The organism is Klebsiella sp. D5A, from assembly GCF_001620885.1.
In the GTDB taxonomy this organism is placed as follows: Bacteria; Pseudomonadota; Gammaproteobacteria; order Enterobacterales; family Enterobacteriaceae; genus Klebsiella; species Klebsiella variicola.
The window spans coordinates 265,896-278,443 of record NZ_LOAR01000004.1; the positions used below are offsets into that span (position 1 = coordinate 265,896).

The 12,548-nt window shown below is 54.4% G+C and carries 13 protein-coding genes; 7 read left to right on the forward strand and 6 right to left on the reverse strand.

The annotated features are described in order from the left end of the window. The 3 genes from bglG to dusC form a co-directional block, all read right to left on the reverse strand. Window positions 1-834, reverse strand: coding sequence for a transcriptional antiterminator BglG (gene bglG / locus AS136_RS07120; RefSeq protein WP_002912842.1), 834 nt, complete (start codon window positions 832-834; stop codon window positions 1-3). A 155-nt stretch (window positions 835-989) separates the two neighbouring features. Continuing rightward, complete coding sequence (locus AS136_RS07125; RefSeq protein WP_023323031.1) at window positions 990-2,354, reverse strand: carbohydrate porin; 1,365 nt, start codon at window positions 2,352-2,354, stop codon at window positions 990-992. A gap of 356 nt (window positions 2,355-2,710) precedes the next feature. Then, a complete protein-coding gene (gene dusC / locus AS136_RS07130; protein ID WP_012541036.1) occupies window positions 2,711-3,643 on the reverse strand; it encodes a tRNA dihydrouridine(16) synthase DusC in 933 nt (310 codons plus the stop codon). Between the two features lie 358 nt (window positions 3,644-4,001). Between dusC and AS136_RS07135 the strand changes: the two genes are divergently transcribed. From AS136_RS07135 to AS136_RS07165, 7 genes are all read left to right on the forward strand, one after another. Next, window positions 4,002-4,406, forward strand: coding sequence for a CidA/LrgA family protein (locus AS136_RS07135; RefSeq protein WP_004201620.1), 405 nt, complete (start codon window positions 4,002-4,004; stop codon window positions 4,404-4,406). Next, window positions 4,396-5,091 (forward strand): CidB/LrgB family autolysis modulator, encoded by a 696-nt coding sequence (locus tag AS136_RS07140; RefSeq protein ID WP_008804035.1) that lies wholly within the window; start codon window positions 4,396-4,398, stop codon window positions 5,089-5,091. Before AS136_RS07135 ends, AS136_RS07140 begins: the two co-directional genes overlap by 11 nt. Before the next feature lie 128 nt (window positions 5,092-5,219). Continuing rightward, entirely contained in the window at window positions 5,220-6,104 is an 885-nt protein-coding gene (cdd, locus tag AS136_RS07145) for a cytidine deaminase (protein ID WP_012967554.1), read from the forward strand. A 292-nt stretch (window positions 6,105-6,396) separates the two neighbouring features. After that, the gene (gene sanA / locus AS136_RS07150; protein ID WP_008804033.1) at window positions 6,397-7,128 is read left to right on the forward strand and encodes an outer membrane permeability protein SanA; all 732 of its coding nucleotides are present in this window, start codon (window positions 6,397-6,399) and stop codon (window positions 7,126-7,128) included. A 114-nt stretch (window positions 7,129-7,242) separates the two neighbouring features. Beyond that, on the forward strand, window positions 7,243-7,764 hold the full coding sequence (locus AS136_RS28970; protein ID WP_023297992.1) for a hypothetical protein: 522 nt from the start codon (window positions 7,243-7,245) through the stop codon (window positions 7,762-7,764). Window positions 7,765-7,792: 28 nt separating this feature from the next. Continuing rightward, window positions 7,793-8,347 carry a HipA domain-containing protein gene (locus tag AS136_RS28975; protein ID WP_229531768.1) on the forward strand — a complete coding sequence of 185 codons (555 nt, stop codon included), beginning with the start codon at window positions 7,793-7,795 and terminating at the stop codon, window positions 8,345-8,347. After that, a complete protein-coding gene (locus tag AS136_RS07165) occupies window positions 8,344-8,790 on the forward strand; it encodes a helix-turn-helix transcriptional regulator (protein WP_012541033.1) in 447 nt (148 codons plus the stop codon). The genes AS136_RS28975 and AS136_RS07165 overlap by 4 nt, the downstream gene beginning before the upstream one ends. A gap of 41 nt (window positions 8,791-8,831) precedes the next feature. On the opposite strand, the gene mglC is transcribed toward AS136_RS07165, so the two are convergent. From mglC to mglB, 3 genes are all read right to left on the reverse strand, one after another. Then, window positions 8,832-9,842, reverse strand: coding sequence for a galactose/methyl galactoside ABC transporter permease MglC (gene mglC / locus AS136_RS07170; RefSeq protein ID WP_002912871.1), 1,011 nt, complete (start codon window positions 9,840-9,842; stop codon window positions 8,832-8,834). 15 nt (window positions 9,843-9,857) lie between these two features. Continuing rightward, the gene (mglA, locus tag AS136_RS07175; protein WP_008804029.1) at window positions 9,858-11,378 is read right to left on the reverse strand and encodes a galactose/methyl galactoside ABC transporter ATP-binding protein MglA; all 1,521 of its coding nucleotides are present in this window, start codon (window positions 11,376-11,378) and stop codon (window positions 9,858-9,860) included. Window positions 11,379-11,496: 118 nt separating this feature from the next. After that, window positions 11,497-12,495 (reverse strand): galactose/glucose ABC transporter substrate-binding protein MglB, encoded by a 999-nt coding sequence (gene mglB, locus AS136_RS07180; RefSeq protein ID WP_008804028.1) that lies wholly within the window; start codon window positions 12,493-12,495, stop codon window positions 11,497-11,499. Window positions 12,496-12,548: the final 53 nt, after the last annotated feature.

Sequence of the window (12,548 nt, forward strand, 5' to 3'; positions counted from 1 at the left end):
TTAACGCCCCTCTTTTCTTACCCGTTCGATATGAATGGCAAGAAACATAATCTCTTCGGTGGTCAGCGACCGCTGATACTGCTTTTGCAGATGCGTCGCCACCGTTTCCGCACACTTCCACGCTTTAGCGTAGTTATCTTTCACCGCGCTGTGCAGCGAGACGTCGTCATCTTCCACCACCGTGCGCGTCAGCATCCGCTGGGCGAAGAACTTGAGATGAGTGACAAAGCGCTGATAGCTCAATGACTCTTCGTCATAGTTAAGCTGCAGCTGATACTTCACCAGCTGCAGGATCTCCTGCATCACCCGGGTCACGTGCATGACCTCCGGCATTTCGCTGTTGAGCTGCGCCGTCACCAGATGCAGGGCGATAAATCCGGCTTCATCCTCCGCCAGCTCCACACCAAGCCTTTTGGCAATAATGGCCCTTGCCTCCTGACCCAGCGCGAACTCCTTCGGATACAGCCGCTTAATCTCCCACAGCAGCACGTTACGCAGTGCGATGCCCTTTTTCTGCCGCTCGATAGCAAAATGACAGTGATCCGTTAATGTGATGTACAAACTTTCCTGTAGCTTGCCCAGCCGCCCGCGTGCCAGGTCGATAATGCGATCGCAGGTGGTCATCACTTCTAGCGGTATCTGACTGAGTAACTCACCTAAACGGCCTACCAGTTCATCGCTCTGTAAGGCGAAGACTTTTTCAATTTTACTGTCGTCCAGCACGTCGCCCGGGCGTTTCTGAAAGGCCAGCCCTCGCCCCATCACCACCTGTTCGCGCCGGTGCTCGTCAAGAACCACCACCACATTGTTATTGAGTACTTTGGCGATTTGCATATAGACCCCAGAAACAAAAAAACCTGACCCCCGACGAAACGCCAGGTGATCAGGTTTTGCCTGCCGCAGCAGTTGCAATCCAACACCCGCACTGTAACAACTTCTGCTGCGCGCTCAACCTGACAAGTGAAAAAACGTGATTAAGATCGCGACTATCAGAAAGTCACCACCGTTTTCCACTCCACCACCCATGCGTCCTGGGTCTGCGCAACGCCGCCCGGACGGTGCCAGTACTGCAGGCCCGGCTGCAGCTCCAGCCAGGAAACCGGGCGGAAGCGATAATAGAGCTCGCCGTTCAGCGAATGACCGGCCACCGGCTGGTAAGCCGGATCGTTATAGTCGGTGGCGCCGCTGAGTTGATTCATATAGCGCTGGTTACGTGCGTAGTGGCTGCTCATGTCGATCCACGTCAGACCAAAGCCAATCCAGTCCTCCGGGCGGGCGTCAAACAGCCCGCGGTAGCGCATGGAGGCGGCGACGGCGGAGTGGATATAGTTGCTGCGCTGGTCGCTGAGGCTGCCGCTCAGCGAGACGCTCATCCCCCGCAGCGGGTCGTCGGCGTGGCGGGTGATCTGCTGGTTCAGACCAGCGTACATAAACCAGGTGCTGTCGTGCTCGGCGTAGCCTTGCGGATCGGTCGCCCCGGCGCCGCCGGATTTGCCGCTGTAGAGGTCGGTTTGCGGCGCGTTGGTCCAGACCACACCCAGGTTATAGGCTCCCGGCAGGCCATTCATCAGCGGACGGGTTTCGATCTCCATCGGCAGTAAAATGCCTTTGCTGCCCTTCGTCGACCCGCTCCAGGCGTGACTGCGCGCGGTAGCCTGCGGGTTTTGCTCCATCACCCCGCCTTTCAGGGTGACCGTCGGCGTCAGCTTGTACTCCAGGGTGGTGCCCCAGGTGTGGATGTTCCAGTTATTCCAGGTCAGCGAGTTGGCCGATTTCCCACCGCACTGGGTCAGTAGCTGAAAATCGCAGGGAATGATCTGGTCGAAAGTTTGCACCTTGTTCATCATACCGATGCGCCAGGTCAGGCGACGGTCGTCAAAGCTGCGGGCAAAGGTCAGCCAGCCGAGGCGGGTGATCGACCCGCCGCCCCAACTCTCCTGCGACAGATCGTTGAAACTCACCCGCGGATCCTGCAGCCGTTTCGTGGTGAGGTTATCATCGTGGTTACGGTTGACGATGTTGCCTTCGAGACGCGCATCCGGTATGCCGGTCCAGCGCTCCAGATCCTGGGTAAAGGTCAGCGCCACCTGGTCAATATAGGCCAGGTGTTTATCATGGTCGTAACCGCCGCTGGCGTTGTAGGCCATCTCGTTAAGATACCCGAGATTATAATGAAAGCCGTTCTCTTCGAGGATCGGACGAATGCCCAGCATATCGCCCAGCAGCCCCTGCTGCCCGGCTTCGAACCCCAGCACGCTGCCGTTCCACGCCGGAGTTTCCGCGGCGCTCACGGCAGGCACCATTGTCGCCAGCGCCGCGCCGATCAAAAGCTGATTTATTTTTTTGTTATGCATTGTGATATCCACCGTGACTGAATAAAAACAAAGGGGATCCCCAGGTTATTTATTTACCTGTTTTCTTTTTTAAAAAATGAATGGCAAAGGGCGTCCGCCGGTAATAAAACCGCGACGATGCCAGAGAAAACGTTAATTACAACCTATTGTTTTACATAACCATTTTTTCACCATTGAATTTTAGCCAAAAAAAAACCTAAGCACTTTCCGCCACGAATGACGAAAATGCTTAGGTTTTGCCTGGGTTCAGTAGCAATCCTGAATTGATTGACCGCACATTATCACTTTATTCAACTCATGCCTACCAGCAATAGGCAGGCAAGTAATAATATGTGAAGCAAATAACAGTATGGTGTTTAATAGCGGGCGATGGCCGCCGCTATTTCAGCAGACGTTTGCAGGGCGCGAATTTCATTAAACAGGGTCAGCGCCTCACTATATTCCTTGCGTAAATAGCCTAACCATTGCTTAATTCTCGCCACATGATACAGACCGGTGTCGCCCTGCTTTTCCAGGCGGGTATATTTTTGCAACAGCTGAACCACCTGCGGCCACGGCATGCGCGGTTCGTTGTATTTGATCACCCGGCTGAGGTTCGGCACGTTGAGCGCCCCGCGGCCAATCATCACCGAATCGCAGCCGGTGACGGCCATACAATCCTGGGCGCTTTGCCAGTCCCAGATCTCGCCGTTGGCCACCACCGGAATGGTCAGACGCTGGCGGATCTCACCGATCGCCTGCCAGTTAATGCGTTCGGCTTTGTAGCCATCTTCTTTGGTGCGGCCGTGAACCACCAGCTCGCTGGCCCCGGCCTGCTGCACCGCATCGGCGATTTCGAAGCGCCGTTCGCCGCTGTCCCAGCCGAGTCGCACCTTGACGGTCACCGGCAGATGATCGGGAACCGCTTCGCGCATGGCTTTCGCACCGCGATAGATCAGCTCCGGATCTTTCAGCAGCGTCGCCCCGCCGCCGCTGCCGTTCACCAGCTTAGACGGACAGCCGCAGTTTAAATCCACCCCCCACGACCCCAGCTCCACCGCGCGGGCGGCGTTTTCCGCCAGCCACTCGGGATATTGTCCCAGCAGCTGGACGCGCACGCGGGTGCCGGACGGCGTGCGGCTCTGATGATGCAGTTCCGGGCACAGCCTGTAGAACGATTTTACCGGCAGCAGTTGATCCACCACGCGCAGAAATTCGGTGATGCACAGATCGTAATCGTTAACCTCGGTCAGCAGCTCGCGCACCAGCGAATCGAGCACGCCTTCCATCGGCGCCAGTAGAACACGCATATCGTTATCCGGAAAAAAAAGAGGCGCTATGGTAGCGCCTCCAGGCATTGGTGGAAAGCGCTCAATGCGTCCGGCCTGCCGTACGCCATTCCCCGTTCGGCGAATGCGGCAAAGCGAGGAGATAATCTCTATGCTTTACAGGAGTCTGCGGCGTCTCATGCCGCCTTTATTTGCCGCGCCTCGTTCAAAAAGGTAGCGTGGGACTCCATATACCCTAAGCTGCGAGCTGTCGGGTCCTGCCGGGAGAGGCTATTGTTCCCGTACGCTATCAGCGCTATGCGTAGAATTCATGATGTGATCGGTAGCACATTTTAGGGATTAATTGTATGATGAATGCACTTCATCAAGGGTTATTACCATGAGTAAATCGCTGACTATTATCTGGCAGTACCTGCGGGCCTTCGTCCTGATTTACGCCTGCTTATACGCCGGAATTTTTATCGCCGGACTGCTGCCCATCACTATCCCCGGCAGCATCATCGGCATGCTGATCCTCTTCGTGCTGCTGGCGCTGCAAATTATGCCGCCGCAGTGGGTCAATCCTGGCTGCAATATCCTGATCCGCTATATGGCGCTATTGTTCGTGCCCATCGGCGTCGGCGTGATGCAATACTGGGATCTGCTGCGCGCCCAGCTGGGGCCAGTCGTCATCTCCTGCGCCATCAGCACGCTGGTGGTGTTTGTGGTGGTGAGCTGGAGCTCTCACCTGGTGCATGGCGAACGTAAAGTGATTGGGCAAAAGGAAAAGAAAAATGATGCATGAAATCTGGTGGTCGCTGCCGCTAACCCTGATCGTCTTTTTTCTCGCCCGCAGGCTGGCCGCCCGCTTTAAGTTCCCGCTGCTCAACCCGCTGCTGGTGGCGATGGTAGTTATAATTCCGTTTCTGCTGCTGACCGGGATCTCCTATGAGCGTTATTTTGCCGGCAGCAAAGTCCTGAACGATCTGCTGCAGCCGGCGGTGGTCGCGCTGGCCTTTCCACTGTATGAGCAACTGCACCAGATCCGCGCGCGCTGGAAATCAATCATCACCATCTGCTTTATCGGCAGCTGCGTGGCGATGATCACCGGTACTACCGTCGCCCTGCTGATGGGCGCCACGCCGCAAATCGCCGCCTCTATTCTGCCTAAGTCGGTCACTACGCCAATTGCCATGGCGGTCAGCGGCAGCATCGGCGGTATTCCGGCCATCAGCGCCGTGTGCGTGATTTTTGTCGGCATCCTCGGCGCGGTATTCGGCCATACGCTGCTTAACCTGATGCGCATTCGCACCAAAGCGTCACGCGGCCTGTCAATGGGTACCGCCTCGCACGCCCTCGGCACCGCCCGCTGTGCGGAACTGGACTACCAGGAAGGGGCGTTTAGTTCGCTGGCGCTGGTGCTGTGCGGGATCATCACCTCGTTGATGGCACCGTTCTTATTTCCGCTGATCCTCGCGGTGGTGGGATAAATTGTGATTTAAATCACATTTTTTAATGCAACAAATCAAAGTTGCATAAACAATGAGATATTCGTCACATATGAGACTGCTGGACGCCCGTACACTGGCTTCCCATTACATTGTTATGAGGCAACGCTATGCACTCACGTTTTCAAGCTGCTTTGACGACTCTGGCAGCAGACCTGCAGGCGGCCATCGCCCCGATGCTCGCCGACCCGCACTTCCCGGCGCTGCTCGAAGCCGATCAGGTGGCGACGCTGCAGCAGGCGACAGGTCTGGACGAAGACGCGCTGGCCTTTGCGCTACTGCCGCTTGCTGCCGCCTGCGCGCGCGCCGACCTTTCTCATTTTAACGTCGGGGCGATCGCCCGCGGCGTCAGCGGCCGCTGGTACTTTGGCGGCAATATGGAATTTCTCGGGGCGACCATGCAGCAGACCGTTCACGCCGAGCAGAGCGCCATCAGCCACGCCTGGCTGCGCGGCGAGACCTCCCTGCGCGCTATTACGGTGAACTACACGCCGTGCGGCCATTGCCGTCAGTTTATGAACGAACTGAACAGCGGACTGGCGCTGCGCATTCATCTGCCGGGCCGCGAAGCGCATGCCCTGGAGCACTATCTGCCGGACGCCTTTGGTCCGAAAGATCTGGAGATAAAAACCCTGTTGATGGATGCACAGGACCATGGCTACCCGGTGAGCGGCGATGCCCTGACCCAGGCAGCCATTCAGGCCGCCAACCGCTGCCATGCGCCCTACAGCCACTCGCCCTCCGGCGTGGCGCTGGAGCTGAAAGACGGCACCATTTTCAGCGGCAGCTATGCGGAAAACGCGGCGTTCAATCCGACGCTGCCGCCACTGCAGGGGGCGCTGAATCTCCTGAGCCTCAACGGCTATGATTATCCCGCTATCCAGCGGGCAATCCTCGCGGAGAAAGCCGACGCGGCGCTGATCCAGTGGGATGCCACCGTCGCCACCCTGAAGGCGCTGGGCTGCCAGAATATCGAGCGCGTCCTGTTAGGTTGATCAGCCTGAGCAGATTGCCGGATGACGGTTTCGCCTTATCCGGCCGACCTGATATACCGTCGACCTGATATACCGAGATGTTGTCGGGTGGCGCTACGCTTACCCGACCTACGGTTCGCGCCATGGCGAGCTGAAGATCACTATGCCGGGTGTCGGCTCACGCCTTACCCGACCTGCGTTCGGCGATCTGTCTATATTGCTGAAAATCCCCGCAATCAAACGCGGGTTTCTTGCGCTTACCCGGCGGGTAAAGTAGCCTGAAGACTCCGTTGTCTATTATTGAGCCAAGTTCATGTTAAAGCGTGTGTTCTACAGCCTGTTAGTCCTGCTCGGCCTGCTGCTGTTGACCGTGCTGGGCCTTGACCGCTGGATGAGCTGGAAAACCGCGCCCTATATCTATGATGAGCTGCAGGACCTGCCCTACCGTCAGGTCGGCGTGGTGCTGGGCACCGCCAAATATTACCGCACCGGCGTCATCAATCAGTATTACCGCTACCGCATCCAGGGCGCGCTGAACGCCTACAACAGCGGCAAGGTCAACTATCTGCTGCTGAGCGGCGATAATGCTCTGCAAAGCTACAATGAACCGATGACCATGCGTCGGGACCTGATTAAAGGCGGCGTCGATCCTGCCGATATCGTGCTGGACTATGCCGGCTTCCGTACGCTCGACTCGATTGTCCGCACCCGCAAAGTGTTCGATACCAACGACTTCATTATCATCACCCAGCGCTTCCACTGCGAACGGGCGCTGTTTATCGCCCTGCATATGGGGATCCAGGCCCAGTGCTACGCGGTGCCGTCGCCGAAGGATATGTGGAGCGTGCGGCTGCGCGAGTTCGGCGCCCGCTTTGGCGCGCTGGCGGACCTCTATATCTTCAAACGGGAACCGCGCTTTCTCGGCCCTCTCATCCCGATTCCGGCTCAACAGCATGACGTACCGGATGACGCCCAGTCCTACCCGGCAGTCACTCCGGAGCAGCTGCTGGAACTGCAGAAAAACACAAAACCCGCCAATGAGTGATATAAGATGCATTAATCATGCGATGCCAAAACAATGCGTATTATAAGTAACGTTAATTGCATGAATGCTCTTTAATGCGTAATATTTCACTCATCATCCTTTTTGGAGGGCGCGATGGAAACATTAACGGTACAAGCCTTTCTCAATGCGGAGTGGCAAGACATTGCGTTGATAAAATTCCCCGGTAGTGAGCAAGGGGACTGGTTTACAACACAAATCGACTATCTTACCGATTACGCCATCGACTTTCTGGAACGCGATGACTTTCACGCCGTGTCGCTCAACCATCCCGTTTCGCTTTATTTTGAGGATCACGGAAATCCTGGATGGTTAAGATTTATAGACGATATCATTCCAGGCGGCGCCAGCCGACGTTACTGGGTTAACTTTTTAGATATCAGTGAACTTCCTCAGGGCCAGCAGAATTTCATCTTGCTCAAATTCGGCACGATGTCGCCAGTGGGAAATTTACGCATTAAAGACTCGGTGCCGGACTGGGATAGTCTGGCAAGCAGTAAAACGTTCTCTGTCACTGATGTCATGAATCGTGCCAGTGATTTTCTCGACTATGACCAGGAACGAGGAGCCGCAGCAGGAGGGGCTACATTATCCCTCTCTCTGGTTGCCGCGATTTGATATCAGAAGAGACGGTGATGGCCGGATAATGAGATTGGGAATGGAGTCAGTCTATTCTCTGTTACAAAAAGCGCCAGCGACGATACTTGATCATGAAACCACGCTGCGGATCCTAATCGAAAAGATCACATCCAGTAATATGGTAAGAGTACAGAATTATCGCTTTGATGTTCAAGGATTTATCATCGATTGGGTACGTCGAGACTTATTAAACATTATTTTTGGCAATAGTGATAACCATGGACGTAATACTGCATTTATGAAAGCAGATAATGAAATTATCCTTGCGCCAATCTACGATTTTGCACCAATGAAAGCCGACCCGGAAGGTATACCGCGCACGATGAAGTGGTCATTAGCCTGCGAATCAGGAGGCGAATATAACTTTGGCGCCATCGCACAAGCTTTGGCTGAATGGATCACCCCTGACACATTGCTTAATGCTTTAAGTGAAACCGCATCTCAACTCGTTGATTTACCATCCCGTCTTAAAGTACGCGGCGTTCCTGTTCAGATTCTGGAAATGCCATCAATTGGTTTTAAATTTATACCTGACAAACTCGCTCGCTGGGGGCTGTTATGAAGACCCTGAATAAAAAAGAAACAGAAATCCAAAATACCTTAGCCAGGCTGCGGGCGGATAACCCACCATCCCTACCCGCCACCGGGGTAACGGCTACGGAAAAAAAAGCTCGTTCAGAGATAAGCAGACAACGCGTCTCGGCTGGTTTAAAAAAAGTCAAAACGGTCGATCGTCAGGCGGTCATTCACGCCATTATCCATGACATCATGCTAGGCGCCATCAGCCAGGGAGAGGCCCTGAAAAAACTGAGAGTAGAAGTTCTGGGTTTACGCCAGGATGAATATGCCCGGCTAGTGGATGTCTCTCGTAAGACCTTATCTGATGTGGAAAATGATAAAGGCAATTATTCTGCCGAGATCATTAATAAAATCTATAAGCCGTTTGGCCTTGAAACAGGACTCGTCCCTATTTCTAAAACACTTATTTCTTCTCTATTTAAATAGTAAAAACCCGCGCCAGGCGCGGGTTTTTGATGCGTTCAATCTTATTTCTTACGGGCGTATTTCAGGGAGTCCAGCGCCACGGCGAAGATAATAATCGCCCCCTTAATAATGTACTGCCAGTAAGGGTTGACGCCGATATAGGTCAGGCCGTAGTTGATGACGGTGAAGATAATCACCCCTGTCACCACGCCGAATACGGTCCCTACCCCGCCGCTGAACGAAACGCCGCCCACCACGCAGGCGGCGATGGCGTCCAGTTCGTACATAAAGCCGAGGTTATTGGTCGCCGAGCCGATACGCCCGGCTTCCAGCAGGCCGCCGAAGGCGTAGAACACCCCGGAGAGGGCATAGATCATCAGCAGGTTCAACGCCACGTTAACCCCGGAGACTTTCGCCGCTTCCGGGTTACCGCCGATAGCGAAGATGTTTTTACCAAAGCGCGTCTTGTTCCACAGGATCCAGACAAAGAAGACGGCAATCAGCGCGTAGAAGGTAATGTAGGACAGGCGGAACGAGCCCAGCGCCACAAACCCCTGGGCAAAATGGGAGAAGTGGCTGTCAAAACCGGAGATCGGCGACGCGCCCACGAAGTCGTAGTACAGCGAGTTAATGCCGTACACGATGATCATAGTGCCGAGGGTGGTAATAAACGGCGTCACGTTCAGGTAGGCGATGACGATCCCGTTAATCAGGCCGATGACCGCCCCGATGGCGCACACCAGCAGGATCACCAACGGGATCGGCATGGTCGCCATATCCGGGAACACCTTGTTGGCATTATCCACCGCCTGCAGCATGGTGGCGGCAATCACCGCCGCCAGTCCCACCTGACGGCCGGCGGAGAGGTCGGTCCCCTGCGTGACGATAAGTCCGGCCACGCCCAGGGCAATAATAATACGCACCGAAGACTGAGTCAGGATATTACTCAGGTTGAGCAGACTTAAAAATGTCGGATCCTGGAAAATAATAATGGCCAACAGGACCAGAAGGACGACATATATCCCACCCTCTTTCAGGTAAGTGAGAAAACTCTTTTTATTTAACGCACTCATGTGAAGCCCCTGATCTTAAAGGTGCAATGACGCAAGACGCAGTATTTCGTTTTGCGTGGTGGTTTTAGTCTCTACAATGCCCGCGACAAGGCCATTGCTCATCACCAGAATGCGGTCGGTAATCCCCAGCAGTTCCGGCATTTCGGAAGAAATAATAATGATCCCTTTGTCTTTTTTAGCCAGCTCGGCAATCAGCTGGTAGATCTCGAATTTGGCGCCGACGTCGATACCGCGCGTTGGCTCATCCAGCATCAGGATCTCCGGCTGGGTCAGCAGCCAGCGGCCTATAATGACCTTTTGCTGGTTACCACCGGAAAGCGAACCGATCTGCGTATGCTGGCCGGGGGTTTTAACGCGCATCGAGTCAATAACCCACTGGGTGTCGCTCTTCATTCGCGAGTTATCCAGCAAGCCGATGCTGTTTTTATATTTCTTAATATTGGAGATCAGCGAGTTAAAACCGATATCCAGATAGGCATAAATCCCGGTGGAGCGCCGCTCCTCGGTCACCAGTGCAAAACCGTGGTTAATCGCCTCGTTGGCGCTGTGGTTGTTGATCTTCTTACCGTGCAGGGTGATGGTGCCGCTGGCCTTCTCACGGATCCCGAACAGGGTCTCCACGATGTCGGTGCGTTTAGCGCCTACCAGGCCGGCGATACCGAGAATTTCGCCCTTATGCAGATCAAAGGAGACATCGCGAATGGAGGGTTGACGCAGCGAGGTGAGATTGCGCACCTGGAGGATCACTTCTCCCGGGGTATTTTCGCGATCCGGAAAACGCTGGTTGAGCGAGCGCCCGACCATCATGGCGATAATCTTGTCCATATCCAGCCCTTCCAGCGGCTGGGTGGCGATCCACTGGCCGTCGCGCAGGATGGTTATTTCATCGCACAGCTGGAAAATTTCTTCCATTTTATGCGAGATATAGACGATACCGCAGCCGCGATCTTTCAGCTTGCGGATGATCTTAAACAGATGGTTGACCTCTTTTTCCGTCAGCGATGACGTCGGCTCGTCCATGATGACGATTTTGGCGTCATAGGAAAACGCCTTAGCGATCTCAATCATCTGCATCTGGGATACCGATAAGGTACCGACGCGGGCACGCGGGTCGATATCAATATCCAGCTCATCAAAAATGGCCTTGGTATCCCGGTACATTTTGTCCTGATCGACAAACATGCCTTTGGTGGGATAGCGTCCGAGCCACATGTTATCCATGACTGAACGCTGTAAAACCAGGTTTAATTCCTGATGCACCATCGATATACCGTTTTCCAGGGCTTCTTTCGCCGAATGGAAATCGATCTCTTTTCCCTGAAAAAGAATGCTACCGGAATCTTTTTGATAGATCCCAAAAAGGCATTTTAATAATGTCGATTTGCCGGCGCCGTTCTCACCCATTAACGCATGAATGGAGTGCGGACGAACCTTCAGGTTGACATTATCAAGAGCCTTGACGCCAGGAAACGATTTGTTGATGTTGGTCATTTCCAACAAATATTCGCCTGACCGTTCGCTATTATTGCTGACCATAGTTATACCTGGCTGCGTTCATGCACGCCCCGTCCGGCGCAATTACGCCAGCAGGAGTCTGGTTCTGTATCAGGAATAATCGGGCGTGGTTAAACCACGCCCGCAACTCACATCACGATTACTTGCCGGTAAACTGGCTCAGGTTGTCTTTATCGACGCCCACGTACGGTACGCGAACAATCTTGTTGTCAATTTTCCAGTTGGTGCCCGCCGCGGCTTCTTTACCTTCCGCGAGGTTTTTCGCCAGATCGAAGGTCGCTTTCGCCTGGTTGTTGGCATCGTTCAGCACGGTACCGGCCATCGCGCCGGATTTCACCAGCGCCAGCGCTTCTGGCAGGGCATCGACGCCAAACACCGGAATGCTGCTCTTGTTGTGCGCTTTCAGCGCTTCAACCGCGCCCATCGCCATGGCATCGTTGTTCGCGATCACTACTTCAATCTTGTTCGCATTCGGGCCGGAGAGCCAGGCGTCCATTTTGTCTTTCGCCTGCGCGGTATCCCACATGGCGGTATCCAGTTGCAGCTGCTGGGTCTTCAGACCTTTATCATTCAGCTCTTTGATAACGTAGGTGGTACGCGCTTCCGCATCCGGATGGCCCGGCTCGCCTTTCAGCAGGACGAACTGGATCTGACCGTCTTTATTCAGATCCCAGTTCGGGTTGGCTTTCCAGTGCTTGGCGATCAGATCGCCCTGAATAATCCCGGACTCTTTCGAATCGGTACCGACGTAATAAGCTTTGTCATAACTATCCAGCGCTTTGCGGGAAGGCTCTTTGTTGAAGAACACCACCGGAATATTCTGCCCGCGCGCTTTTTCAATCACCGTTCCCGCTGCCGCCGGGTCAACCAGGTTAATCGCCAGCGCCTTCACGCCTTTCGCCAACAGCACGTCAATCTGATCGTTTTGCTTCGACTGGTCGTTCTGCGAGTCATTCATCAGCAGCTGGACGTCAGGCGCGGATTTGCCATCTTTTTCAATCGCCTTACGCACCACCGACATAAAGTTGTCGTCATATTTATAAATCGTCACGCCGATACGGGTATCTGCTGCGTGTGCGGCGGCGCCAAATAACAGACCAGCCATTACAGCAGACAGGGTAAACACCTTCTTATTCATGGAATCTCCGGTTTTATTATGCAGGGTCATTATTGTGAAAAAGTGCGGGCGGG